The 24,767-nt window shown below is 73.4% G+C and carries 23 protein-coding genes; 15 read left to right on the top strand and 8 right to left on the bottom strand.

Features of this window, described 5'->3' with window-relative positions:
- Genes J2S58_RS08750 through J2S58_RS08730 form a run of 5 tightly spaced genes read left to right on the top strand, consistent with a single transcriptional unit; the run spans position 1 to position 4,804 of the window.
- Entirely contained in the window at positions 1-594 is a 594-nt protein-coding gene (locus J2S58_RS08750) for a (2Fe-2S)-binding protein (protein ID WP_205255713.1), read from the top strand.
- Positions 591-3,122, top strand: a complete 2,532-nt coding sequence (locus J2S58_RS08745) for a xanthine dehydrogenase family protein molybdopterin-binding subunit (protein WP_306827704.1) — start codon at positions 591-593, stop codon at positions 3,120-3,122. Before J2S58_RS08750 ends, J2S58_RS08745 begins: the two co-directional genes overlap by 4 nt.
- Positions 3,119-3,967, top strand: coding sequence for an FAD binding domain-containing protein (locus J2S58_RS08740; RefSeq protein WP_205255714.1), 849 nt, complete (start codon positions 3,119-3,121; stop codon positions 3,965-3,967). The genes J2S58_RS08745 and J2S58_RS08740 overlap by 4 nt, the downstream gene beginning before the upstream one ends.
- A 55-nt stretch (positions 3,968-4,022) precedes the next feature.
- Entirely contained in the window at positions 4,023-4,454 is a 432-nt protein-coding gene (locus tag J2S58_RS08735; RefSeq protein ID WP_205255715.1) for a YidH family protein, read from the top strand.
- Positions 4,451-4,804 carry a DUF202 domain-containing protein gene (locus J2S58_RS08730; RefSeq protein ID WP_205255716.1) on the top strand — a complete coding sequence of 118 codons (354 nt, stop codon included), beginning with the start codon at positions 4,451-4,453 and terminating at the stop codon, positions 4,802-4,804. Before J2S58_RS08735 ends, J2S58_RS08730 begins: the two co-directional genes overlap by 4 nt.
- Positions 4,805-4,812: 8 nt before the next feature.
- Here the strand turns inward: J2S58_RS08730 and J2S58_RS08725 are convergent, their stop codons facing one another.
- Positions 4,813-5,799: a TIGR03560 family F420-dependent LLM class oxidoreductase gene (locus J2S58_RS08725; RefSeq protein WP_205256053.1), complete on the bottom strand. Its 987-nt coding sequence runs from the start codon at positions 5,797-5,799 to the stop codon at positions 4,813-4,815.
- A 211-nt stretch (positions 5,800-6,010) separates the two neighbouring features.
- Here J2S58_RS08725 and J2S58_RS08720 point away from each other — a divergent pair, with 211 nt between their 5' ends.
- A complete protein-coding gene (locus tag J2S58_RS08720) occupies positions 6,011-6,772 on the top strand; it encodes an HAD-IIA family hydrolase (protein WP_205256054.1) in 762 nt (253 codons plus the stop codon).
- Between the two features lie 92 nt (positions 6,773-6,864).
- Here J2S58_RS08720 and J2S58_RS08715 read toward each other — a convergent pair whose 3' ends face one another.
- Positions 6,865-7,371: a VanZ family protein gene (locus tag J2S58_RS08715; RefSeq protein ID WP_205255717.1), complete on the bottom strand. Its 507-nt coding sequence runs from the start codon at positions 7,369-7,371 to the stop codon at positions 6,865-6,867.
- Between the two features lie 221 nt (positions 7,372-7,592).
- Between J2S58_RS08715 and J2S58_RS08710 the strand changes: the two genes are divergently transcribed.
- Positions 7,593-8,213, top strand: coding sequence for an HAD family hydrolase (locus J2S58_RS08710; protein ID WP_205255718.1), 621 nt, complete (start codon positions 7,593-7,595; stop codon positions 8,211-8,213).
- Positions 8,214-8,262: 49 nt separating this feature from the next.
- Here J2S58_RS08710 and J2S58_RS08705 read toward each other — a convergent pair whose 3' ends face one another.
- Positions 8,263-8,532: a hypothetical protein gene (locus tag J2S58_RS08705; RefSeq protein WP_205255719.1), complete on the bottom strand. Its 270-nt coding sequence runs from the start codon at positions 8,530-8,532 to the stop codon at positions 8,263-8,265.
- Between the two features lie 185 nt (positions 8,533-8,717).
- On the opposite strand from J2S58_RS08705, the gene J2S58_RS19195 reads away from it, so the two are divergent.
- Positions 8,718-9,107 (top strand): cold shock domain-containing protein, encoded by a 390-nt coding sequence (locus J2S58_RS19195; protein ID WP_205255720.1) that lies wholly within the window; start codon positions 8,718-8,720, stop codon positions 9,105-9,107.
- Between the two features lie 110 nt (positions 9,108-9,217).
- Here J2S58_RS19195 and J2S58_RS08695 read toward each other — a convergent pair whose 3' ends face one another.
- Positions 9,218-9,736, bottom strand: a complete 519-nt coding sequence (locus tag J2S58_RS08695) for a DUF2771 family protein (protein ID WP_205255721.1) — start codon at positions 9,734-9,736, stop codon at positions 9,218-9,220.
- A complete protein-coding gene (locus J2S58_RS08690) occupies positions 9,736-11,688 on the bottom strand; it encodes an MFS transporter (protein WP_306827695.1) in 1,953 nt (650 codons plus the stop codon). Before J2S58_RS08690 ends, J2S58_RS08695 begins: the two co-directional genes overlap by 1 nt.
- A gap of 114 nt (positions 11,689-11,802) precedes the next feature.
- Between J2S58_RS08690 and J2S58_RS08685 the strand changes: the two genes are divergently transcribed.
- Complete coding sequence (locus J2S58_RS08685) at positions 11,803-13,320, top strand: DUF3027 domain-containing protein (protein ID WP_205255723.1); 1,518 nt, start codon at positions 11,803-11,805, stop codon at positions 13,318-13,320.
- Positions 13,256-16,393 (top strand): sacsin N-terminal ATP-binding-like domain-containing protein, encoded by a 3,138-nt coding sequence (locus J2S58_RS08680; protein WP_205255724.1) that lies wholly within the window; start codon positions 13,256-13,258, stop codon positions 16,391-16,393. The genes J2S58_RS08685 and J2S58_RS08680 overlap by 65 nt, the downstream gene beginning before the upstream one ends.
- On the opposite strand, the gene J2S58_RS08675 is transcribed toward J2S58_RS08680, so the two are convergent.
- A complete protein-coding gene (locus J2S58_RS08675) occupies positions 16,378-16,704 on the bottom strand; it encodes a DUF2530 domain-containing protein (RefSeq protein WP_205255725.1) in 327 nt (108 codons plus the stop codon). The genes J2S58_RS08680 and J2S58_RS08675 overlap by 16 nt on opposite strands.
- A gap of 179 nt (positions 16,705-16,883) precedes the next feature.
- Between J2S58_RS08675 and J2S58_RS08670 the strand changes: the two genes are divergently transcribed.
- The 5 genes from J2S58_RS08670 to J2S58_RS08650 all read left to right on the top strand — a co-directional run bounded on the left by J2S58_RS08670 (position 16,884) and on the right by J2S58_RS08650 (position 20,883).
- The gene (locus J2S58_RS08670) at positions 16,884-17,306 is read left to right on the top strand and encodes a MarR family winged helix-turn-helix transcriptional regulator (RefSeq protein ID WP_205255726.1); all 423 of its coding nucleotides are present in this window, start codon (positions 16,884-16,886) and stop codon (positions 17,304-17,306) included.
- A 94-nt stretch (positions 17,307-17,400) separates the two neighbouring features.
- On the top strand, positions 17,401-18,312 hold the full coding sequence (locus tag J2S58_RS08665) for a TetR/AcrR family transcriptional regulator C-terminal domain-containing protein (RefSeq protein ID WP_205255727.1): 912 nt from the start codon (positions 17,401-17,403) through the stop codon (positions 18,310-18,312).
- Entirely contained in the window at positions 18,309-19,382 is a 1,074-nt protein-coding gene (locus tag J2S58_RS08660; RefSeq protein WP_306827691.1) for a fatty acid desaturase family protein, read from the top strand. The genes J2S58_RS08665 and J2S58_RS08660 overlap by 4 nt, the downstream gene beginning before the upstream one ends.
- Before the next feature lie 62 nt (positions 19,383-19,444).
- On the top strand, positions 19,445-20,356 hold the full coding sequence (locus J2S58_RS08655; protein WP_205255728.1) for a TrmH family RNA methyltransferase: 912 nt from the start codon (positions 19,445-19,447) through the stop codon (positions 20,354-20,356).
- Positions 20,353-20,883 (top strand): DUF2537 domain-containing protein, encoded by a 531-nt coding sequence (locus tag J2S58_RS08650; protein ID WP_205255729.1) that lies wholly within the window; start codon positions 20,353-20,355, stop codon positions 20,881-20,883. Before J2S58_RS08655 ends, J2S58_RS08650 begins: the two co-directional genes overlap by 4 nt.
- A gap of 46 nt (positions 20,884-20,929) precedes the next feature.
- On the opposite strand, the gene J2S58_RS08645 is transcribed toward J2S58_RS08650, so the two are convergent.
- Positions 20,930-22,816: an ABC transporter ATP-binding protein gene (locus J2S58_RS08645; RefSeq protein WP_205255730.1), complete on the bottom strand. Its 1,887-nt coding sequence runs from the start codon at positions 22,814-22,816 to the stop codon at positions 20,930-20,932.
- Positions 22,813-24,696, bottom strand: a complete 1,884-nt coding sequence (locus J2S58_RS08640) for an ABC transporter ATP-binding protein (protein WP_205255731.1) — start codon at positions 24,694-24,696, stop codon at positions 22,813-22,815. Before J2S58_RS08640 ends, J2S58_RS08645 begins: the two co-directional genes overlap by 4 nt.
- Between the last annotated feature and the right edge of the window lie 71 nt (positions 24,697-24,767).

Here is a 24,767-nt window from a genome sequence, read left to right as displayed (position 1 = left end):
ATGACGTCCGTGTCGGTCAAGGTGGACGGGGTCAGGTACTCCGACGACGTCGAGCCCCGGATGCTGCTCGTGCAGTACCTCCGCGAGAAGCTCGGCAAGGTCGGGACGGTCGTCGGCTGCGACACCAGCAACTGCGGGGCGTGCACCGTGCACCTGGACGGCACCAGCGTGAAGTCCTGCGCCGTGCTGGCCGTGCAGGCGGACGGCGCCGAGGTCACCACGATCGAGGGGCTGTCGCCGCTCGGCGGGCCGCTGCACCCCGTGCAGAAGGCCTTCCACGAGCACCACGGCCTGCAGTGCGGTTTCTGCACCCCCGGGATGATCATGCAGGCCACCTGCCTGCTGGCCGAGAACCCCGACCCGGACGAGCAGGAGGTCCGAGAGGGGTTGGAGGGCAACATGTGTCGGTGCACCGGCTACCAGAACATCGTGGCCGCCGTCCGGGCGGCCGGCCAGGAGATGCGCGGGGCGACCGCCGGTACGGCCGCGGTCGCACCCCCGACGGGCGCCGGCCGCGCCCCCGACCGGGTGCCCGCCACCGCCGGTGCGGCCCCGTCCGACTCGTCCGAGACCCTGGAGGGACAGCGCCCGTGACCGCCACCCTGGACGAACAGGCCACCGCCGCTCCGGAACGCGAGATCGGCCGGGAGCGCCGCCGCAAGGAGGACGACCACCTCATCACCGGTCGGACCCGGTGGACCGACAACATGGTGCTGCCGGGCATGGTGCACCTGGCCGTGCTGCGCTCGCCGATGGCCCACGCCACCCTGGACTCGGTCGACACCTCCGCGGCGAAGGACGCGCCCGGGGTGTTCGGGGCCTGGTCGGGCGCCGACCTCTCCGAGCAGGGCGGGCTGCCCTGCGCCTGGCCGATCACCGCGGACATGCTCTCGCCCACCCACAACCCGGTGGCCGTCGACGAGGTCCGCCATGCCGGGGAGATCGTCGCCGTGGTCGCCGCGCGGACCAAGGCCGAGGCCGTCGACGCCGTCGAGCTCATCGACGTCCGGTACACCGCCCTGCCCGTGGTCACCGACATGGTCGAGGCCCTCAAGGACGGCTCGCCGCTGGTCCACGCGAGCCTGGGCAGCAACCGGAACGCGGTGTGGCGCTTCGACTCCGCCGACGCCGGCACCGGGTCGAGCGTGGACGACGCGCTGAGCACCGCCGAACGGGACGGCGACCAGATCGTCGTCGAGCGGACCTTCCGCCAGCAGCGGTTGATCCCGGCGTTCATGGAGCCGCGGTCCACCGTGGTCGACCCCACGGCCGAGCAGATCACCATGTGGTCGGCGACCCAGGTGCCGCACATCCTGCGGCTGATGATCGCGATGACGCAGGGCATCCCGGAACACAAGGTCCGGGTCATCGCCCCCGACGTGGGCGGTGGCTTCGGCGGGAAGCTGCAGGTGACCGCGGAGGAGATCGTCACCCTGATGATCGCCCGGCGGCTGGGCAAGCCGGCCAAGTACACCGAGACCCGGTCGGAGTCGCTGCTGGCCGCCCACCACGGCCGCGACCAGATCCAGAAGCTGCGGCTGTCCGCCCGCCGCGACGGCACCATCACCGGGCTGGACGTCGACCTGCTCGCCGACATGGGCGCCTACCTCGGCCTCGTCGGCCCGGGCGTGCCCATCCTCGGGGCGTTCATGTTCAACGCCATCTACAAGATCCCGGCCTACCGGTTCACCTGCACGAACGTGTTCACCAACAAGACCTTCACCGACGCCTACCGCGGGGCCGGCCGCCCGGAGGCCACCTTCGGCATCGAACGGATGATGGACGAGCTGGCCGTCGAGCTGGCCATGGAGCCGCTCGAGTTGCGCAAGAAGAACTGGATCGCCCACGAGGAGTTCCCGTTCACCACCGTCGCCGGGCTCACCTACGATTCCGGCAACTACGAGGCGGCCACCGACGAGGCCGTCCGGCTCTTCGACTACGACGGCCTGCGGGCCGAGCAGCGGGCGCGGCGGGAGCGCGGTGACGTCGTCCAGCTCGGTATCGGCATCTCCACCTTCACCGAGATGTGCGGCCTGGCCCCGTCCCGGGTGCTGGGCTCGCTCAGCTACGGCGCCGGCGGCTGGGAGTCCGCGTCCATCCGGATGCTGCCCACCGGTTCGGTCGAGGTGATCACCGGTGTCTCCGCGCACGGCCAGGGCCACGAGACGGCCTGGTCGCAGATCGTCGCGGACAAGCTCGGGGTGCCGTTCGACAAGATCGAGGTCATCCACGGCGACACCCAGTCCTCCCCACGGGGTCTGGACACCTACGGGTCGCGCTCGCTGGTGGTCGGCGGCATCGCCGTGGTCAAGGCGGCGGAGAAGGTCATCGAGAAGGCCCGACCCATCGCCGCGCACATGCTCGAGGCGTCCGCCGACGACCTGGACTTCGCCGACGGCGTGTTCACCGTCCGCGGGACGCAGAGCAGCAAGTCCATCGGGGACGTGGCGCTGGCCGTGTTCACCTCCCACGACCTGCCCGACGGTGTCGAGCCGACCCTGGACTCCGAGGCCGCCTACGACCCGGAGAACTTCTCCTACCCGCACGGCACCCACCTGTGCGCGACCGAGGTCGACACCGAGACCGGCAAGGTGACCATCCGCAGCTACGTGTGCGTGGACGACATCGGCACCGTGGTCAACCCGCTGATCGCCGACGGGCAGATCCACGGCGGACTCGCCCAGGGCATCGCGCAGGCCCTGTACGAGGAGGCGCTGTACACCGAGGACGGGCAGCTCACCTCGGGCACGCTGGTCGACTACCTGGTGCCCACCGCCCCCGACCTGCCGCACTTCACCACCGGCCGCACCATCACCCCGGCGACGTCGAACCCGTTGGGCGTCAAGGGGGTCGGCGAGGCCGGCACCATCGCCTCCACCCCGGCGGTGGTCAACTCGGTGCTCGACGCGGTCCGGCATCTCGGCGTCCACGACATCGAGATGCCCTGCTCCCCGCAACGGGTCTGGCGGGCACTGCAGGACGGCGCCGCCGGTGCCGACACCGACGGCACCCCCGTCACCCCCGCCCCCGCGGTCGCCACCGGCGGGCCGTCCGGCACCCCGAACGTGCTGTCCACCGGTGCGCCGGTGGAGGGCTCCGTCCAGCCTGGAGGAGAGCAGTGATCCCCACCGCGTTCGACTACACCGCGCCGACCACCCTGGACGAGGCGGTCGCCGCCCTCCAGGAGGGCGGCGACGAGGCGAAGATCCTCGCCGGCGGGCAGTCGCTGGTGCCGGTGCTCCGGCTCCGGATGGCCGACCCCGGCGTGCTCGTCGACCTGCGGAAGATCGCCGAGCTGCGGGAGATCACCCAGGACGGCGACGGCGTCCGCATCGGTGCGATGGCCACCCACCACGCCGTGCTCAGCCACCCGCTGGTGAAGGAGCACGTGGCGCTGCTGGCCGAGACCGAGGGCACGGTGGCCGATCCGCAGGTCCGGCACCGCGGCACCCTCGGCGGGGCCCTCGTCCACGCCGACCCGGCCGGCGACCTCGGCGCGGTCGCCGTCGCGCTGGACGCGGAGTTCGAGATCGTCGGTCCCGGCGGTCGGCGCACGGTGCCCGCGGCCGAGTTCTTCGTCGACTACTTCGCCACCGCCGTCGAGGAGGACGAGATCCTCTCCTCGATCCGCTTCCCGTCCTACGCGGGGTGGACGGCCCGGTACGAGAAGTTCCAGCGGGTGGCGCAGTCGTGGTCGGTGGTGTCGGTGGCCTGTGCGATCCGCACCGGCGGCGCCGGGATCGCCGAGGCGCGCATCGCCCTGACGAACATGGGGGCGACGCCGATCCGGGCGACCGCCGTGGAGGAGGCACTGATCGGGCCGGCCACCACGGAGGCGATCACCGCGGCCGCGGCCCACGCCGCCGACGACACCTACCCGGTCGACGACACCTCCGCCTCCGCGGAGTACCGGCAGCATCTCGCCCGGGTGCTCACCGCGCGCGCGGTGCGGGCGTGCGTGGGCTGATCCGTCACGAACCGGTGGGCGTGGGGCCGGCACCTCTCGGCCCTACGCTCACCGGGTGAACGCCCCCGAGTCCGACGGACGCACCGACGGCCCCGACTCCGATGCGGGGTCCGACCACGACGATCGTCGGCCGCACTCGGTCTACCGGGTCGGGACCGACCCGGACCCGCGCTGGACCCTGGCCAACGAGCGCACCGCGCTGGCCTGGGTGCGCACCGGACTCGGGCTCATCGCCGCAGGCCTGGCGCTGGTCTCGCTGAGCCTCATCGCCCGGCTCAGCTGGATCGTCCCCGCACTGGCGGTGATCATCTGCCTGGGCGGCAGCGCCCTGGCCGTCTCCGCCCTCGGGTCGTGGCGCCGCAACGAGCGGGCCATGCGGACCGGCCGACCGCTCCCGGCCCCGACCGCGCTGCCCTGGCTCGTCGGCGGGGTCGCCCTGGCCGGACTGGTGCTGGCCGGGTACGCCGTCGTGGAAGCCGTGCGGTGAACGGCGGCGGTCCGGTGGACGGGGACGGGGCGAGCGCCGGGCGCCGCACGACCGACCCGGGGCTGCAGCCGCAGCGCACCGCCCTGGCCTGGCAGCGGACCGGCTTGTCCGTGCTGGCCGGCGCGCTGCTGGTGGGCGTGGTCGGCGTCCGGCTGCGGGCTCTGCCGGTGACCCTCGTCGCCGTCGCGCTCGGTGTCGCGATCGCCGTCCAGATCCTCCGGCGGCCCACCGCCGACCGCCCCGAGCAGTCCGCCGCACCGTGGCCGGCCCTGGTGCTGATGGTCGGGGCGGTGGTGGCTCTCGGCCTGACCGGTGCGGCCGCCGGCATCCTCACCCTCGTCCGCCGCTGACCGTGCACTCACTGCAGGGCGGGGATGACCTCCTGCTCGAAGAGCCGCAGGCCGGTGGTGTCGTAGGCGAGCTCGGGGAAGTAGAGGATCGCGTACGTCATGCCCGCGTCCCGCAGCGCCGAGAGGTTGGCGATGATCTGGTCGGGGGTACCGGCCCCCGGCAGGTCACGGATGGACCCGAGCTGACCGGCGGCCTGCTCCGCACCGATGGAGGCGGTGAGGTGACCCTCCAGCCAGCTCAACCGGTTGTCGACCTCGTCCTGGGTGTGGCCGATGGCGATGTTGTAGTTCGCCGAGCGGGTGATCGCGGTGAAATCGGTGCCCACCTCGCGACAGTGCTCGGCCAGCACCGACGACTTGTGCGTGAAGCCCTCGAGGGTGCCGTCGAAGTTGGTGTACTGCGCGTACTTCGCCGCCGTCCGCAGGGTCTTGCGCTCCCCGCCGCCGGCGATCCACAGCGGGATACCGTTCTCCTGCAACGGCTTCGGCTGCACGATGGCGCCGTCGACCTGGTAGTGCCGGCCGGCCAGGGTGGCCGAGCCGTCGCGCCACGCGTCCCGCATGATCTGCACGCCCTCGTCCAGCGCGGCCAGCCGCTCGCCCGCCGAGGGGAAGCCGTAGCCGTAGGCGCGCCACTCGTGCTCGTACCAGCCCGCGCCGATGCCCATCTCGACGCGGCCGCCGGAGATGGCGTCGATGGTCGACGCCACCTTGGCCAGGTACGCCGGGTTCCGGTAGGCCATGCACGTGCACATCTGACCGAGCCGCACCCGCGACGTGGTCGCCGCGAACGCCGCCATCAGCGACCAGGCCTCGTGGGTGGCCTCCTGTGTCGGCACCGGCGTGGTGTGGAAGTGGTCGTACACCCAGATCGACTCCCACGGGCCGGCGTCCGCGTGCGCGGCCAACCCGGACATGGTGGACCAGTGGTCGACCGGGTCGATGCCCACCAGGTCCATCCGCCAGCCCTGCGGGATGAAGAGTCCGAAACGCATCGGGGTGTCAGCCATCGGGTCAACGTACGCGCCGGGGGTGACCGGCCACGGGGGCGGTGCGGCCCCGTCCCGGTCCGCCGTCCGGGTCCGGGATGTGACCGGACACCGCCCGGGAGGGGTACTGCGTGCGTCGCCCACCCGGGATCATGGGGTGGTGACCGCACAACCGACCATCGCCCGCCCGGTCCAGGGGTGGACATACCTCACGGACATGGACGGCGTCCTGGTCCACGAGGAGCACCTCATCCCCGGGGCGGATGCGTTCCTGGCCGAGCTGACCGAACGTGGCGCGAACTTCGTCGTCGTCACCAACAACCCGATGTTCACCCGGCGCGACCTGCGGGCCCGGCTGCACGGCAGCGGCCTGGACATCCCGGAGGACCGCATCTGGACCTCGGCCATGGCCACGGCGAAGTTCCTGGCCAGCCAGCGCCCCGGCGGGTCCGCGTTCGTCATCGGGGAGGTGGGCCTGACCACCGCCCTGCACGAGGCCGGATACGTGCTCACCGACCGGGATCCGGACTACGTGGTGCTGGGCGAGACGCGGACGTACTCCTTCGAGGCCATCACCACCGCCATCCGGCTGATCGAGAAGGGTGCGCGGTTCGTGGCCACCAACCCGGACGCGACCGGGCCGAGTCGGCACGGCATCATGCCCGCCGCGGGTGCCGTCGCCGCGCTCATCCGGGAGGCGACCGGGAAGACGCCGTACTTCATCGGCAAGCCCAACCCGCTGATGATGCGGTCGGCCCTGCGGGCCATCGGCGCCCACTCCGAGGGCACGATCATGGTCGGCGACCGGATGGACACCGATGTCATCGCCGGTCTCGAGGCGGGCCTGGCGACCATCCTGGTCATGTCCGGCATCTCCACGCCCGAGTCGGTCGAGCAGTACCCGTTCCGCCCGTCGCTGATCGTGGACTCCATCGCCGATCTCGTCGGCCGCACCGAGGATCCGTTCGCCGGGCGCTGACACGCGCTGCCGGTGACGCCCCTGCCCGGAGTGCCCCGGCGGGCGAGGCCGCCGGACGGTCGCGCTGCGGGTTCGGCAGGGACGGGGTCGGATCAGCCCCGGCGGGCCGGGGTCGGCTCCGCCGGGTCGGGCCGACCGGTCCGCAGCACCCGGGTGCGGTCGCGGTGCGTCCGTCGCATGTCCCAGATCCAGGCGAACACCAGCCCGATCAGCGCGCCGCCGGTGTTGGCGGCCACGTCCCGGGGATCGGCGAACCGCCCGGGCAGCAGCACCTGCTGGGTGAGTTCGATCAGGCCGGACGCGGCGGCGGCGGCCAGCACGACCAGCCAGCGCCGGCGGGCCAGCGACAGTGCCCCGAAGACCCCGATGGGGACGAACATCAGCCCGTTGGACACCGACTCCACGAGCGAGAAGCTGATCCAACCGGGCAGTCCCTTCGCGTGCCAGCGCCGCAGGAGTGCGCCGAGCCCCTCCTGGGCCTCCTGGGCCGGCGGCGACGGCCAGAAGACGATGAACGCGACGACCACGACGAACACCACCAGTGCCACCCGGGCCCGCGTCCGACGGCGTCCGTCGAGGTCACGGGGGATGAGGGTCACCGGACCAGGGTAGGTGCGGACGGGGCCCCGTCCGACGAGCCGTTCGTCACCCCCACCCGGTTGCGGTACCGGGAGGTGGTTCGCGGGTCGGGATGCGTCACCCTGACGGGTGATGACGATGTGTGGCACCCGTCACGCCGAACGTAACGTGTCGGTCCCAGTCCGGCCTCGGTGGATCTTTCGGCGAGGGTGGCCGGAGCGGGGGAACGTACGCTGCCCCGGTGGCTTTCACCGTCGGCTTCGACCTCGACATGACCTTGATCGATCCCCGCGAGGGGATGGTCAAGGTGTTCGAGGCGCTCGCGGCCGAGACGGGGATCCCCCTGGACGGGGCCGGCTTCGTCACCCGTCTGGGCCCCCCGCTGAGCCACGAGTTCGCCCGGTACGACCTGGCCCCCGACCAGGTCGACGCGCTCGTCCTCCGCTACCGCGAGCTCTACCCGGAGTTCGTCCTGCCCGGCACGGTCGCGCTGCCGGGCGCCGCCGCCGCCGTGGCCGCGGTGGTCGACCGGGGCGGCCGGGCCGTCGTCGTCACCGCCAAGCACCGCGGCAACGCCGTCCTGCACCTGGAGCAGCTGGAGATCCCCGTGACCGCGGTCGTCGGCGATCTGTGGAGCGCCGGGAAGGCCGTCGCGCTCCAGGAGTACGGGGCCGAGGTCTACGTGGGCGATCACCTGGGGGACATCACCGGTGCCCGCGCCGCAGACGCGTTCGCCGTCGCCGTGGCCACCGGCCCGATCAGCGCCGAGGACCTGCGCTCGGCCGGGGCCGACGTGGTGCTCACCGACCTGACCGAATTCCCGGAATGGCTCGACACCTATCTGCAGGCCACCGTCCACTGAGTCCTCGCGGGGTCCTCGCGAGGTCCTGACGGCAGCTCGGACGATCCGATCAGGCCTTGGCGGCCGCGCGGGCCTCCCGGGCCGGGCGGCGGATCTCGCGGAACACCCCGACGAGCCCGACGCCGAGACCGACCGGGGCGAGCATGGCGGTGACGTTCAGCCAGACCGGGAGGTCGCGGCCGCCGGTGGCGAACAGCACGATGATGACGACGATGGCCACCAGGCCGACCGCGAAGAGGACCATCCCGACCTTGGCCCAGGTCCCGGCACGGGGCGCCGAGCGACGTGCGGGGGCGGGGGACTCGACCGGTTCGGACACCACCCCAGGATAGCCAGCACGGCCCGGCTCACGGCCGGGTGCGACCGGCGGTCACCGTGACGCGGACCGTGTCCGCGCCGGACGGCAGTAGGCTGGAGGTTGCTCGACGAACCGGCCCGCGCCATCGCGGTCGGCATCCCGGCCGACGGGAACCGAGCCTCCCAGCATCGAAGGACGTGAGCGGCGTGCCCAGCGGCAAAGTGAAGTGGTACGACTCGGAGAAGGGCTTCGGCTTCATCGCCCAGGAGGGCGGTGGCGACGACGTCCATGTCCGGTCGTCCGCGCTGCCGTCGACGGTGACAGCGCTCAAGCCCGGTCAGAAGGTGGAGTTCGGCGTCGCCGACGGCCGCCGAGGACCGCAGGCCCTGCAGGTCACGATCATCGACGCACCCCCGTCGATCGCGGCCGCCAGCCGTCGCCCGGCCGAGGAACTGCACGGCCTGGTGGACGACATGATCAAGATGCTCGAGTCCAAGGCGCTCCCGGACCTGCGCCGGGGGCGCTACCCCGAGCGGGCCATGGGCGGACGCATCGCCACCGTGCTGCGCGCCGTGGCCAACGAGCTCGACGCCTGAGCGCAGCTGCAGCGCACCACAGGACAGCGCACCACCAGAGACGCAGCAGGGCCCGGCACCGATGGTGCCGGGCCCTGTTGCGTGTGCGGGTGCCGGTGTCCGACTACGGGTCAGGCGGACGGGTCGACGGTGAGCACCCAGCTCCGGGTCGCCCCGATGTCGAAGCCGGTGCTGTTGGGGTCGGCAGTGGTCTGCGGGCCGACCTCGAAACCGGTCACCACCTCGACCCGGAGCAGCTGATCGCCGGACTCGATCGGAGTCAGCGTGTAGGACAGGTCGTGATCGTCGAGGACCTCCGAGCGTCCCTGCAGCTGCTCACCGTCCGCCGTGCGGTAGACGAAGGTGGCCAACCAGGGCTGCTCCGCGATGGCGTCCGGCACGTTGATCTGCACGCTCTGCCCTGGTCGCAACGACAGGCGTGCCTCCCCGTCGGGCCCGTGCGGCTGGTCGCACTCGAACTGCGTGCGGTCCTGGTTGGGCGAGCACCACAGGGTGTACCCCGACTCCACGGCGGTGCGGTTGCCGTAGAAGGTGACGTCCGGGCGGGGGGCCTGGCAGGCGCTCAGGGCCAGCACCAGGGCAGCGGCGCCGGTCAGGCGGAGCAGGCGGGACGGGGAGCGGCGGTCCATCAGGGTCTGTCCTTCGGGGTGCGGGCGGAGCGACGACGGGGGCGGCCGGGGATCGGTCCCCGGGTGGTCGACGGCGGGGTCTCGTGCGGGACGGTCGGGGGTGCGGTGCGGGTGGTGGGCGCGGTCGGGTCCGCGGGGGCCAGGTCGGTGCGGGGGTGGCGGCGGCCGAAGCGTGGGCGGGGCAGCCGGACGCCGGCCGGGACGATCGTGCGGCCCGACCGCACCAGCCAGGTCTGCAGCAGGCCGACGGCCAGGAACGCGGTGACCACGCCGAAGCCGACGGAGTAGACCTCGTCGTGCCCGAACGACCACACCCCGCCGATGAGCAGTCCGACGACGCCGCCGAACACCCACGACAGCTGCAGGACGGTCTCGCTGCGGCCGAAGGCCGACGCCCGACTCGCCTCCGGCAGGTGGTGCTGCAGTGACGAGTCCAGGCAGACCTTGGCCAGCGACGACGCCGTCGATCCGACCAGGCCGACCACGGCGGCCGTGGCCAGACCGGGGGCCAGCACGGCGACCAGGGTGGTCAGGGTCACCGCGCCCAGGGCGAGCAGCGCCGTCAGGTCCGGGGTGCGCAGCGGGATCCGGGCGCCCAGGGCGTTGCCGAGGAATCCGCCGAGACCGGCCGCTGCGCCGACCACCCCGAGCAGCAGCAGCTGGGTGAATCCGCCGGCGGTCGGGTACTCGCTCTTCACCACGAACGCGATGAACAGGGCGAGGAACCCCGTCTCCACCCGGATGGTGCCGTTGGCCCAGAGGGTCGTGGTGACCTGGACGGGGAACGTCGCGCCCTTCCCGGTCACCACGGCCTCGACGGGCACCTCGCCGGCGGTCGACTCCACCCACGCCGGGATGCGCAGGCACAGCAGCCCGCCGCCCACGGCGAGGGCCGCGGTGAACCAGAGCGCCCCGCCCGAGCCGAAGACCGCGGACAGGCCGGCGGCCAGCGCGCCGCACACCCCGCCGGCCATCAACCCGAAGACGGTGAGCCGGGAGTTGGTCTTGGTCAGCGTGCTCTGCTCGGGCAGCACCCGCGGGGTCAAGGCGGCCTTGAGCACCCCGAACGACTTGGACAGCACCAGCATCCCCAGGGCGCACGGGTACAGCGCCCACGTGTCGAACTGGAACACCATGATCAAGGCGAGCACGGCCCGGGCGAAGCTCGATGCGGCCAGCGCGACGCGGCGACCGTGCTGCAGGCGGTCCAGCGCCGGGCCGATGAAGGGCGCGATCACCGCGAACGGGGCCACCGTGATCAACAGGTACAGCAGCACCTTGCCGGTGGACTCCGCGGTGGCCGCCGCGAAGAAGAGGGTGTTGGCCAGGGCCACGGCCAGGGCGGCGTCCACCGCGTAGTTGCCCATGACGGCGTAGGTGAGGTTGGTCAGCCCCGACCGGTCGGCGCCGTCCGCGGTGGCCGCCCGCCGGAACATCTGCACGCCGCGGTTGGTCAGCTCGCGGCTGCGCCACGCGGCGACCCGGGTGACCGTGACCTTCTTCGGGAACGGTGTGGACGCCTCGTCCGGCCCGCGGCCGTTCCGGGTGCCGGTCCGGCTCGTGTCCGGTGGCGGTCCCGTCGGGCCGGCCGGCGGGCGCAGCGGCTCGCGGTACGGCGGGAGATGGGCACCGCGCCCCGGTGAGCGGGGGAGTGCGGTGGTGCGCTGGTCGTCCGGCCCGGGCGCCAGCGGGGGCACGTACGGGGGCAGATGGCCGCCGGTGACCGGGGGGCGGGGACCCGGGCGCCGCTCGCCGTCGGCGCGACGGGTCCACTGCCGCGGCGGTTCGGCGTCGCGTGGTCCGGAGGCCGGACGGGGCAGCGCAGGCGGTCGGCGCGGCAGGTGGACGGTCTCGGTGGTGTCGGCGGCCTCGTCGGCAGGTCGGTCGGGAGCGCGGGGACGATCCCAGGAACCGTCGTCCACGGCTCCCTGATCTCCGCCGGGCCTGTCCACCCGCCCATCCTGCCCCACCGGGCCGGTCCCGACGGTGCCGGTCGCTCCGCGTGCGGGCCGGACGGACGTGCCCGCGGGCTCCGGACCGGGCTGACGTGCGGCATCATGGCCTGCGTGATCGCCCCCTCGTCGCCCGTCGACTCCACCGCCCCGTCCGAGACGTCGGGCCCGGTCGACACCCCGGTCGACGGGTCCCTCCTCGAGCTGGCCCGGCGGGTCGCCCAGGAGGAGGCCGGATCGGCGGATCGGGTCGGTGACTTCCTCGGGTCCCGCGCCGAGGACGACGTCGCCAGCACCCTCTCCTTCGCCGCGCTCGATCCCGGCTACCGGGGCTGGCGCTGGTCGGTCACGGTGGCCCAGGTCGGTGACGACGCCCCGACCGTCAGCGAGGTGCTGCTGCTCCCCGGCGACGAGGCACTGGTCCCGCCGCCGTGGCTGCCGTGGGCCGAGCGGGTCCGCGGCCAGGACGTCGGCCCCGGTGACCTGCACCCCGTCGGCCCGGACGACGAACGGCTGGTCCCCGGTTACCTGGAGTCCGACGACCCCGCCATCGAGGACGTCGCGCTGGAGGTCGGCCTCGGCCGGACCCGCGTGCTCGGCATCCTCGGCCGGCTCGACGCCGCCGAACGCTGGCACGCCGGCGAGTTCGGCCCGGAGACCGCGATGGCCGAACAGGCCCCGGCCTCCTGCATCAGCTGCGGTTTCTACGTCCCGCTCGCCGGTGCCCTCGGCGCCGCCCTGGGGGCCTGCGCGAACGAGTTCTCCCCCGCCGACGGCCGCGTCGTCGACGCCGCCTTCGGCTGCGGCGCCCATTCCGAGACCGAGATCGACATGCCGATGCTCTCGGCGCTCCCGGACATCGCCCTGGACGACGGGGTGCTGGACGTCTACCGGCGGGGCGGGAACGCGGCCGTCGTGGACGACGATCGCGCAGAAGTCGGTGCGGTGGATGCCGTGGACGGGGCCGAGGTGGTGAGCACGGACGACCACGGCACCGTCGAAGGCGGCACGGATCAGGGCGGCGCCGGCGGGTCGGCCCCCACGGACACCGCGGACTCCGTCGTCACCGAGCCCCTTTTCGATGACGAGGGCGGGACCGAGGTCGACGCGTCCGACCAGGCCGTGTCCGAGAACGTGGCCGACGAGCAGCCCTCCGACGGGAGTGCGACCGAGCAGGGCGAGACCGACGTGGTCGTCCCCGATCCGACGGCCACCGACGGCGCAGCGAGCGACGAGGTGCCGTTCGACGAGGCGGTGCTCGATCAGGTGTCGCTCGACGAGGTGCCCACCGACGAGGTGCCGATCGACGGACCGCTGGAGATCTCCGACAGCGAACCCGTCGTCGAGGACGCGGTGGTGTCCGCGGACGCGGTCCTGTCCGAGGCTCCGGCGTCCGAGGCTCCGATGACCGGAACCCCGGTGACCACCGAGGATTCCGACCTCGCGCCCGTCACCGAACCGGCCACGGAGTCTCTCTTTGACACGACCTCCCTCGAGCCGGCCGACGACCTCGTGGCCGATGGCGATGCCGATGCCGATGTCGCTACCGACGCCGATGTCACTGCCGATGTCACTGCCGCCGCCGACGCGTCCGGTTCCGCTGCCGATCCCACCGCCGACGATCAGCGGTAGTCCGGGCGGCGACCCGTTCGGCACCGCGGCACTGCGCGAGGTCGTCCTCGCCGCGTGGCGGGCCTCGCCGGCCCGGTTCCGGGAGGACGCGAACGCCGAGGAGTCGCTGGCCGTCGGCGGCTACGCGGGGCGGGTGCTCGTGGAGCTCACCGCCAACGGGGTGGATGCCGCCGTGGCCGCCGGCGTGCCGGGACGGATCCGCATCCGGATCCAGGACGACGAGCTGCGGGTGGCCAACACCGGTGCGCCCCTCACCGCCGACGGTGTCGCCGCGCTGGCGTCCCTGCGGGCCTCGGCCAAGCGGGACGGGTCCGGCGTCGGACGGTTCGGGGTGGGGTTCACCGCGGTCCTGGACGTCTCGGACGCGCCCCGGGTCGTCTCCACCACCGGTTCCGTCGCCTTCGACCGGGCCCGCACCGCAGAGCTGGTCTCCGGTACCGGGGGCGTCGGGTCCGGGCACACCGGTCTGGCCGCAGAGGTCGACCGACGGGGCGGCCAGGTGCCGGCCCTGCGGCTGCCCTGGCCCGGCCCGGACGGGGAGCGGCCGCCACCCGGGTACGCCACCGAGATCCGCCTGCCGCTGCGCGACACCCCGGCGGACGTCGCGGGCTGGCTCGCCCCCACCGACGACCTCGCCGGCCTCTTCTGGGCCCTGCCCGGCCTGGCGGAGATCGACACCGCCGGTGGGACCATCCGCCGCCGCGACGAGCCCGACGGGATCGTCGTGCTCACCCGGGACGGGCTGGACGAACGATTCCTGGTCGTCGACGTCGCCGTCCCTCTTCCCGCCGCGTTGCTCGCGCACCGGCCGGTGGAGGAACGCGTCCGGCCCGACGCGTTCGTCCGCTGGGTCCTCGAGCTGGACCCGGCGACCCCGGACCAGGACGGCACCTCCGTGGTGCCCCGGACCGCCCGGTCCGCGGCCGGGCGGACCGTCGGCGCCCCCACCCCCACCGACGAACCGATCAGCTTCCCGGCCCTGCTGATCGGGCGGTTCCCGGTGGACGACACCCGCCGCCGGCTGGCCGACGACCCGATCACCGATCTCCTGCTCGACGCGGCGGTCGTCGCGTACCTGGACCTGCTGGCCACCGTGGACGCCGACCGGCGGCTGGATCTGGTGCCGGCCGTCGGCTTCCCGCTCGGCACCGTCGACGGCCGGCTGCGGGACGGCGTGCTGGCCGGCCTGCGCACCAGTCCCGTCCTGACCTCCGTCACCGGCGAGGGGGTGACCGCCGACCGGGCGGTGGTCCTCCCCGGGCTGCGCGCCGAGGGCGCCGTGCTGGTCGGCGAAGCGGTCCCCGGTCTGTTGCCCCCGGTCTCGGGAACCGCGGCCATGGCCGCGCTCCGCGCCCTCGGCGTCCGCACCCTCACCCCCGCGGAGGTGACCGGTGCGCTGGCCGGGCTGGACCGGGAGCCGTCGTTCTGGCGGTCGGTCTACGACGCGCTCGCCGAGCAGGACCCGGCCGAACTGGCCGACATCCCGGTGCCGCTCGTCTCCGGCCGACGGGCCGTCGGGGCCCGCGGCGCGCTGCTGCCCGCCGACGGTGACGCATCGACCGCGCGGGCCGGCCGGCTCGTCCCGGCGCTGCCCGTCGTCCACCCCGACGCCGTGCACCCCCTGCTCGTGCGGCTCGGCGCCGTGCCGGCCGAGCCGGACTCCGTGCTGGGGCACCCCGCCCTCCACGCCGAGATCCTGCGCCGACACGACGATCTCGAGCACGGCGACACCGAACCCGACCCGGACGAGGAGGAACCGTTCAGCTCGATGGTCCTCGATCTCGTCGAGGCGGGCGCGCGGACCGACCCGGACGTCCTCGGTCGGCTGCTGATCACCGATGCCGACGGGTCGGTGTGGCCGGCGGGTGAGCTGCTCACCCCCGACGCGCCCATCGCGGCGCTGCTGGTCGACGACGCCGATCTGCCCACCGTGGACGGGAACTGGCTGGACCGGTATCCGGCGGCGGTGCTCACCGCCGTCGGTGTGCGGGACGGCTTCCGGGTGCTGACCCTGCACGCGCCGACCGATCCGCAGGACGCCCCGGACTCCCTGCCCGACCTCGATCTGTGGTGGGACGAGGTGGTGGGGGAGCAGGCACCCCCCGAGACCCTGGTCGCCCTGGCCGATCTGGATCTCGTCCGTGACGACAGCTGGCCGCAGGCCCTGGCCCTCATCGCCGCCGACCCGGCCGCCCTGGACGCCGTGGACGACCCGTCGACATCGGTGTCCTACACACGCTGGTGGCTGGCCCGGAACGCAGCCGTCGACGGCGTCCCGCTCCGGCACCACCGCACCGCGGACGCGGCCGACCTGACCGGCCTGTTCGACCTGCTGCCCGTGGAGCTGCCGCCCCGGCTGGCCGCTCGGCTCGGGGTGTGCGATTCCCTCGACCGGGCCGTCGCCGACGACCCGGCGGAGGTGCTCCACCGCTGGGCCGACCCCGACCGCACGGTGCCCCCCGCCCTGGTCGGGCCGCTCACCCGTTCCCTGGCCGGCGCCCTGGACGCCCGTGCCGGGACCGGTCGGGGCTCACCCGAGCTGCCCGACCGGGCCCGGGTGCTCTCCGGCGGGACCGCGGCCGCCGACGACGTCCTCGTCCTCGATGCGCCCTGGTGGGCCCAGGTGCTGCCGGCGGACCGGATCGTCCCCGGGGCCGACGATCCCGAGCTGGTGGCCCGCGCCCTGGACCTGGCCCTGGCCACGGAGGAGGACGCCCGCGTCGGCTGGGCGGGATCCGGCCCCGGCACCTCCGACATCACCGCGCAGCTCGCCGCGGCACTCGCTGCCCTGGGACCGGCGGCGGCCGGCGCCGACATCCGCGCGGTCGCCGGGCTGCGGGTCGAGTGGGCGGGCCGGTCCCGGCCGGTCACGTGGTGGGGTGCGCCCGACGGGTCGACGTTGTGGGTCGACGGCTCCGCCGCAGCGGTGGGCCGGGCGGCGGCCTGGGCCTGCGGGCGCTGGGCCGACCGTCATCTCGCGGTCGCCGCGGCTGCCGGCGACGACACCGCCCTCGCCGAGTACGCGGTGGGATCGCCCGCGCGCGACGGCGACGGGACCTACCAGCGTTCCTGAAGGGCCATCGCGTTGGCCGACCGGCGCCCCTGCCGGGCGGCGCGTCGTTGCCAGCCGTAGACGGCGAGTCCGACCAGGCCCAGCAGTCCGCCGGCCAGGCAGGTCCACAGCCAGATCATCGCCTGGTGGGCCCGCAGGTCGTCGAGGAAGAACAGCAGCACCACGAACGCCACGAACCAGACGACGGTCGCCGGGATGACGATGTGGGCCAGATCGGCCCGGACGGGCGGCAACTCCGGCGGTGCGGGGGGTGCGACCGCCATCGGGTCGTCGGCCCGGTCGGGCGAGGGGTGCGGGTCGGCCGTGGACACCCCGGCAGCCTAGTGGGGCGCGAAACACTGCCCGATGTGTCCGTGGAGTCCGATCCGCGACGCAAGCCCGGCCCCGACCGCGGACCGGGGACTCCCCTTGATCATTTCCGTCCGATGGACCCGGGCCTGACCAGGCACGACGGTGCCGGGGGCGCGGGTGGGGCCGCTACCCTGTCGGCGTGCCCGATGTCGCCCCCCTCGCCAGCGAACTCCGCCTCGCCGTCCACCGGCTGACCCGGCGGCTCCGTCAGGAGGACCCGGTCGACGAACTGACCCTCACCCAGCTCTCCGCGCTGTCGGTCATCTGGCGCGAGGGCCCGCTGACCGCCGGCGACCTGGCCGCTCGCGAGCAGGTGCGCCCGCCGTCCATCACCCGGGTGGTCACCGCCCTGGAGGCGCGCGGCGTGGTCACCCGTGCCGGCAACCCGAAGGACGGGCGTCAGGTGCTCGTGGAGATCACCGACGCCGGTCGACAGCAGATGGAGGTCTACATCCGGGCGCGTGAGCTGTGGTTGGCCCAGAAGCTGGCCACCCTCGGGGTGCGGGACCGCGACCTGCTGCGCCGCGCCGCCGTCCTGCTGACCTCACTCGCCTCCGACTGATCCCTCGGCCGCTCGCCGGCGGCTGGATGCGTCCATCCCGCTACGCCGTAGCGCTGTCGCGTAGTGTGACGGTGTAGACGACCGGGAGGTGCGCATGACCGTTCCGTCCCACGCGCGGGCGTCGCGCCCCGGATCCCGCCGGCCCGCCCGCGTCGCGCATCCCGAGCCGCACGACGCCGAGCACCGTGCCGATGCCGAGTACGAATCCGATGCCGAACGCGACGGCGGGCACGGTCCGGTACCCGTCGACGCCCCGCTGACCCGCGATCGGGTCCTCGCGACGGCGCTGGCCATGATCGACCAGGACGGCGTCGACGCGCTGTCCATGCGTCGGCTCGGACAGGCCCTGCACCGCGACCCGATGCGCCTGTACCGCCACGCGGAGAGCAAGGCCGCCCTGCTCGACGCGGTCACCGAACTGGTGCTTTCCGAATTCGTGATCCCCGAGGTCGTCGACGGCGACTGGGCGGGCTCGCTGCGCCGGGCTGCGGAGAGCTACCGCCGGGTCGCGCTGACCCATCCGCGGATGGTCCCGCTCATGGTGACCCGGCCGCTGTCCACCCCGCTCGGTCTGCGACCGCTCGGGACGTTGCGGTCCCTGGAGCAGCTGCTCGGCCTGTTCCTCGGCGCCGGCTTCGACGGTCGCGGCGCCCTGTACGCCTACCGCTTCTTCGTCGGTTTCCTCACCGGCCACGTCCTGCACGAGGTGCAGGAGCTCGTCGCGGACCCGGACGAGACCGACGCCCTGCTCCAACTCGGCCTGTACCTCCTGCCCAAGGACCAGTTCCCCCACATGCGTCTGCTGGCGCCGGTGCTGGCCGCGTACGACGGGGCGGCCGAGCTGCAGGAGGGTCTGGACGTCGTCATCGGCGGTCTCCGCGCCCGGCTCGACCCGGCCTCTCCGCCGGGAGCTCGTCCCGCCCCGCCTGCTGCACCGCCCGCTGTACCGCCCCGGTCGGCTCCGACCCCTCCGGCACCACTCCGATCGGAACGAGGACCAGCGTGACCGCCGCACCTGTGGAGACCACCGCCCCGCGCCCCCGCGCCCGGGTCCAGACCGATTACGCGCAGCTGCTCAAGCAGGTGCAGGCCGACGGATTGATGTCCCGCCGCCGCGTGTACTACTCGATCCGCATGATCGTGCTGCTGTCCGTCCTGGCCGGGGTGATCGTGGCCGCCGTGTTCGTCGGCGACTCCTGGTGGCAGCTCGCCGTCGCGGCCGCGCTGGGTGTGGTGCTGACCCAGGTGGTCTTCCTCAGCCACGACGCCGCCCACCGGCAGATCTTCCGCACCGGCGGCGCCAACGAGGCGGCCGGCTTTCTCATGGGGACCGGCATCAGCGGCATCAGCCTGGCCTGGTGGAACAACAAGCACTCCAAGCACCACGGGGCGCCCAACCAGATCGGCAAGGACCCGGACATCACCCCGTCCGTCGTCAGCTTCTACCCGCTGGAGAACCCGCCGCGGCTGGCCGTGCTGCGCTTCCTGCACGAGCGTCAGGGCTGGTGGTTCTACCCGCTGCTGGTCGTCGAGGCGCTCAACCTGCACCTGTCCAGCTTCTGGGCCCTGCTGACCCGGCCCGAGCTCAAGCGGCGGGCCCTGGAGATCTCGGTGATGACGGTGCGGCTGGCCGGCTACCCGGCCCTGCTCTTCGTCTTCCTGCCCGCGGGCAAGGCCGCGGCCTTCCTCGGCCTGCAGCTCGCGGTCACCGGTCTGTACCTGGGTGCCTCGTTCGCGGTGAGCCACATCGGCAAGCCGGTGCTGGACCCCACGGCCCGGGTCGACTTCTTCCGCCGGCAAGTGCTGATGAGTCGGAACGTCGCCGGCCGGAAGATGATGACGCTGGCCATGGGCGGGCTCAACTACCAGATCGAGCACCACCTCTTCCCGTCGATGCCCCGTCCCAACCTGCGGCGTGCCCAGCTGATCGTGCGCAGCTACTGCGAGACCCACGCCGTCGAGTACGAGGAGCGTCGTCTGCCCGAGGCCTGGGCCATCGTCATCCGGTACCTGAACAAGGTCGGCATCGCCTCCCGCGATCCCTACACCTGCCCGACCATGGCCGCCCTGCGCTGACCGGCCCCGGTCCGGAGCCGCTGGGGCGGGCGGCACCGGACAGGTCCGGCACACTCCTGGCCATGTCTGCGCATTCCGGCCCGGTGCTGGTCACCGATCCCGACGACCCGTCGCTGGACGACTTCCGCGACCTGAAGCGGGCCGACCGGCGGCCGGACCGGCCCGGCGGCCGGGGTCTGGTGCTCGCCGAGGGAACCGTCGTGGTGCGGCGGTTGCTGGCGTCGGCGTACCCCGTGCGGGCCCTCATCGGGGTGCAGCGCCGGTACGACGAACTGGCCGCCGACCTGGCCGATGTCGACGTCCCGTTCTTCGTGGTCACCCCCGAACTGATGGCCGAGGTCGTCGGGTTCCACCTGAACCGCGGGGTGATCGCGGCGGCCGACCGGATCGCCTTCCCGCCCGCCGCGGAGCTGCTCGCCCGCTCCCGGACGGTCGCCGTCCTCGAGGGGGTGGGTGACCACGAGAATCTCGGCGCGCTGTTCCGCAGTGCCGCCGCCCTCGGTGTCGGCGCGGTGCTGCTCGCCGCGGACTGCGCCGATCCGCTCTACCGCCGCAGTGTGCGGGTGTCCATGGGCACCGTCCTCGGCGTGCCGTTCGCCCCCCTTCCGGGATGGGTCGACGGCGGGGTCGAGCTCCTGCACGACCACGGCTTCCGGATCGTGGCGATGACCCCGCGGGCGGACGCGGTGCCGATGCGGCGGGCGGATCTCGGCGGGCGCATCGCGGTGCTGGTCGGGTCGGAGGGCCCGGGGCTGTCCGCGGCCGCCCTGGCCGCGGCCGACGTACCGGTCCGCATCCCCATGGCGCCCGGGGTGGACTCGCTGAACGTGGCCACCGCGGCGGCCATCGCCTTCGCCGCCCTGGACACCGGTCTGGACGACACCGGGGTCGACGGTCCCGGGTCGCCGGTCGGGCCGGACGGGGCCGGGGCCTCACCGGGGGGCGGCGGCCGACCCGGCACACTGACCCCATGAGCCGCCCCGTGGATCCGCCGGTCGAGCCCGCCACCGCCGCCGACCCGTCCGGTGGTGTGGTCGTCGACGGACGTGCTGCCGAGGATGCGGAGCGCCCCGTCGACCCGGCCCAGGACGCCGCCGACCATCAGGACGCCGCCGACCATCAGGACGCCGCCGACCGTCAGGACGCTGTCGGCGAGGGCGCCGGGCCCGGAGAGGCGGCATGGGACGAGGCGGAGGCCACCCGCGACTGGCGGTGGATCGAGGAGTGGCGTGCGGGTCGGGAGGACACCCCCTGGGCCTACGGTCTCGGTCTGGCCGCGTTCGCCGCCCTGGTCGCGATGGTCGGGGTCATCGCGCTGACCGACAGCCTCGCCGCCCAGCTGTGGCTGGCCGTGATCATCAACGTGGTCGTGGCCGCCGGCATCGCCCCCGCCCTCTGGCTGTGCCGCGGGCTGCCCGTGCTGCGCTGGGTCGCCGGCGGGGTCGCGGTCGGCCTGGTGCTCGGCTGGATCGGTGCGCTGGCCGTGGTGGTCCCGGCCTGAGGCCGGCCCCGCCGCCCGGGTGGTCCGGGAGGCAGGGGCCGGTGGCTCAGACCAGCGACGCCCGCCAGGCCTCGTGCAGATCGGCGTAGGCGCCGTCCCCGGCGATGAGATCGGCCGGGGCGCCGTCCTGGACGATGCGCCCGTCCTTCATCACCAGCACCCGGTCGGCGATCTGCACGGTGGACAACCGGTGGGCGATGATCATCGCCGTCCGCCCGTGCAGCACGTTGTGCAGGGCCCGCTGGACGGCCTGCTCGGACGGGATGTCCAGCGAGGCGGTGGCCTCGTCCAGGATCAGCACCGCGGGATCGGCCAGGAACGCCCGGGCGAACGCGACCAGCTGCCGCTGCCCGGCGGAGAGCCGGCCACCCCGTTTGCGGACGTCGGTGTCGAAGCCCTCCGGCAGGGCGCGGATGAACTCCCCGGCGCCGATCTCGTCGGCCGCGGCCTCGATCTCGACGCGGGTGGCGTCCGGCCGGCCCAGGGCGATGTTGTCGGCCACCGACCCGGAGAACAGGAACGATTCCTGGGTGACGAGGGTGACGGCCCGGCGCAGGTCGTCGTCGGCCAGCCGGGACACGTCGTGCCCGTCCAGCAGCACCCGCCCCTGGGTGGGGTCGTAGAAGCGGGCCATCAGCTTGGCCAGGGTGGACTTGCCGGCGCCCGTCGCACCGACCACCGCGACCGTCTGCCCGGCCGGGATGTGCAGGTCGAACGGGGCGAGCACGGGCACCCCGGGCTTGTAGGAGAACGCGGCGTCCCGGAAGTCGACGGCCCCCGCCGCGCCGGACAGCCGCTCCGGGTCCACCGGCTCCGGCACCGCCGGTGCCTCCTCCAGGAGACCGGAGATCTTCTCCAGCGCCGCCACCGCCGACTGGTACCCGTTGTAGAACATCGCCATCTGATCCAGCGGGTCGTACATCCGGCGGACGTACAGCAGGAAGGCCACCAGCACGCCGACCTCGAGGTTGCCGTCGATGACCTGGAACGACCCCAGCACCATCGTGGCCACCAGGCTGAGGTTGCCGGCCAGCCGCACGGACGGGATGTAGGCGGCCAGCAGCATCATCGACTCGATGTTGGCGTCGGCGTTGCGTTGGTTGAGATTGCCGAAGATCGTCCGGCCGCGCTTCTCCCGACGGAACGACACGACCGCCCGCAGTCCGTTCAGCGTCTCGGTGAAGTGGACGATCAGGGTGGCGATGGCCGAGCGGGTCCGTCGGTAGACCGACCGCGACCGCGCCTGGAACCACCGGGTGACCAGCACGATCGGGATGAACGCGAGCAGGGCGACCGCGCCGAGCGACAGGTCCAGCACGAGCAGCGTGACGCTGATGGTCACCACCGACAGCAGGCCGGTGACCAGCCCGTCCAGGCCCTCGTCGGCCAGATCGGCCAGCGTGTCCAGGTCGCTGGTCATCCGGGCGATGACCTTCCCGGAGGTGTACGACTCGTGGAAGGAGACGCTCAGCCGCTGCCCGTGCGCGAACACGTCGGCCCGCAGATCCAGCAGCACGGCCTGGGACAGCAGGGCGGCCGAGCGCACGAACATGGCGCGGAACAGGGCGTTCAGCACCCCGGCCAGCAGGTAGGCCGCCGTGGCCCCGAGCAGCGGGCGGCTGTCCCCGTCGGTCAACGCGGGCACCGCGCTGTCCAGCCCGTAGGCGATGATCAACGGCCCGGCCAGGTAGGTCAGCTCGCCCAGCACCCCCAGCAGCAGTGTCCAGGTCAACCGGCCGCGGTGCGGCGACACCAGGCGGCCGAGCAACCGGCGCGACCGGGCCTGCAGCTTCGCGCCGGAGGCCGCGGTCAGGTCCTGCTCCTCGACGTCCTCGGCGGCGACACCGCGCCACTCCTGATCGGGGACGGGGAGGTCGACCGCCGGGGCGGTGTCGGCGGACAGGCCCTGCCCGGTGCGCTGGTCGGTGCTCATAGGTGTCCTCCGGCCGAGGCGGTCCCGGCGGCAGTGTGCAGATGGGGGGCGGTGTCGTCGGGGCCGGGCGCGTACGGCTCGCTGGTGAGCAGGCTGCGGTAGGCCGGGACGGTCTCCATCAACTCGCTGTGCGTCCCCACCGCGGTGATCCGGCCGTCGGCCAGCAGGGCGACCCGGTCGGCGAGCATGACCGTGGAGGCGCGGTGGGCGACGATCACCGCGGTGGTGTCGGCCAGCACCGAGCGCAACGCCTGCTCGACGAGCGACTCGGTGTGGATGTCCAGCGCGGACAGCGGGTCGTCCAGGACGAGCAGCGCGGGACCACCGAGCACCGCCCGGGCCAGGGCGAGTCGTTGTCGCTGGCCGCCGGACAGGCTCAGCCCCTGCTCGCCGATCCGCGTCTGCCAGCCCCACGGCAGGTCGTCGACGAACTCCGCCTGGGCGACCTGCAACGCGCGGCGAACGGCGGCGTCGTCGGCGTCCGGTCGGCCCAGCACGATGTTCTCCCGCACGGACGCGGAGAACAGGGTGGGCTCCTCGAAGGCCACCGAGACCAGTTCGCGCAGATCGTCCAACGACATCGCGCGGACGTCGACCCCGTCGATGGACACCGCCCCGGAGGTGACGTCGTACAGCCGGTTGACCAGCGAGGTCAGTGCCGTCTTGCCCGAGCCGGTCGCGCCGACCACGGCGACGGTCTCGCCGGGTTCCACGACGAGATCGACGCCGCGGAGGAGTTCCTGACCGGCGGAAGCGTCCGGGAAGGCGAAGTGCACGTCGCGGAACTCGAGACGACCGCGGGCGGGGCGGTGCGCCGGAACGGGGTGTTCCGGCGAGGTGATCGGCACCGGAGCGTCCATCACCTCGAAGTAGCGGGTGGCGGCGGAGGCGGCGTCGTTGGCCATGGCCATCAGCCAACCCAGGGACTCCACCGGCCAGCGCAGGATCATGGACACGCCGAAGAAGGCGACCAGGGTGCCGAGCGAGACGGTGCCCTGGGCGACCTGCCAGATGCCCAGGCAGAGCGCGGCGCCGATGGCCACCTCGGGCAGGACGATGATCGTCGCCCACAGCCGGGACACCACCCGGGCCTTGCCCAGCTCGGTGGTGCGCAGATCCGCGGCCTGCCGACCGAAGCGGGCACCGAGGTGCCGGCCACGCCCGAACGACTTCAGGATGCGGATGCCCAGCACCGACTCCTCGACGGTGGTGGCGAGATCGCCGACCTGGTCCTGCGAGCGGCGGGCCAGCAGCTGGTACCGCGATTCGTAGGAGAAGCAGAGCACGACCAGCGGGAGCGCGAGGGCGCCGACGATCAGCCCCAGCGGCCAGGACAGGGCCAGCAGGATGCCGACCCCGGCCACGAAGGTGATGACGTTGACGACGAGGAAGACCACGCCGAACAGCAGGAACCGACGGATGGTGGCCAGATCGGACACCGCCCGGGAGAGCAACTGACCGGCCGGCCACTGGTCGTGGAAGGACACCGGCAGCGCCTGCAGGCGGTCGAAGAGATCGTTCCGCATCCGGGTCTCGGCGCGCATGATCGGCCGGGCGATGATCAGTCGACGCAGCCAGAACAGCACGGCCTCACCGACGCCGAGGGCCAGCAGGATCAGCGCCAGCGGCCAGATGCCCGACGCGTCGCGCTGCCCGATCGGTCCGTCGACGATCTGCTGCAGGACGAGCGGGATCACCAGGGCGCAGCCGGTGGCCAGCCCGGCGGCCAGCGCGGAGAAACCGAGGGCGGGCAGGGCGGGACGCACCCAGGGCAGCAGGCGCAGCAGCGGCCGGACGGTTCCCTGGGACGAGGGCGTGGAGGAGGGTCCGGCCGGATGCTGGGCCGGAGGGGCGAGCGGGGTGGGGGCGGTGGTCGTCATCTCGGTCCGAGGTTACGTCCGGCCCCCGACACCCACGAGCGGATTTCCGCCCGCCCCGGGTGCAGGCGGCG

This window comes from Nakamurella flavida, assembly GCF_030811475.1.
Lineage (GTDB): Bacteria > Actinomycetota > Actinomycetes > Mycobacteriales > Nakamurellaceae > Nakamurella > Nakamurella flavida.
This window is presented reverse-complemented; position numbering and strand designations above follow the sequence as displayed.

What these genes read in the sequence shown, in the direction of transcription:
- J2S58_RS08640 (WP_205255731.1), bottom strand. Translation starts at nt 24,696, where the DNA reads ATGACGACCACCGCCCCCACCCCGCTCGCCCCTCCGGCCCAGCATCCG.
- J2S58_RS08695 (WP_205255721.1), bottom strand. Translation starts at nt 9,736, where the DNA reads ATGGACCGCCGCTCCCCGTCCCGCCTGCTCCGCCTGACCGGCGCCGCT.
- J2S58_RS08655 (WP_205255728.1), top strand. Translation starts at nt 19,445, where the DNA reads ATGTCTGCGCATTCCGGCCCGGTGCTGGTCACCGATCCCGACGACCCG.
- J2S58_RS08680 (WP_205255724.1), top strand. Translation starts at nt 13,256, where the DNA reads ATGTCACTGCCGCCGCCGACGCGTCCGGTTCCGCTGCCGATCCCACCG.
- J2S58_RS08650 (WP_205255729.1), top strand. Translation starts at nt 20,353, where the DNA reads ATGAGCCGCCCCGTGGATCCGCCGGTCGAGCCCGCCACCGCCGCCGAC.
- J2S58_RS08665 (WP_205255727.1), top strand. Translation starts at nt 17,401, where the DNA reads ATGACCGTTCCGTCCCACGCGCGGGCGTCGCGCCCCGGATCCCGCCGG.
- J2S58_RS08725 (WP_205256053.1), bottom strand. Translation starts at nt 5,799, where the DNA reads ATGCGTTTCGGACTCTTCATCCCGCAGGGCTGGCGGATGGACCTGGTG.
- J2S58_RS08645 (WP_205255730.1), bottom strand. Translation starts at nt 22,816, where the DNA reads ATGAGCACCGACCAGCGCACCGGGCAGGGCCTGTCCGCCGACACCGCC.
- J2S58_RS08750 (WP_205255713.1), top strand. Translation starts at nt 1, where the DNA reads ATGACGTCCGTGTCGGTCAAGGTGGACGGGGTCAGGTACTCCGACGAC.
- J2S58_RS08720 (WP_205256054.1), top strand. Translation starts at nt 6,011, where the DNA reads ATGGACGGCGTCCTGGTCCACGAGGAGCACCTCATCCCCGGGGCGGAT.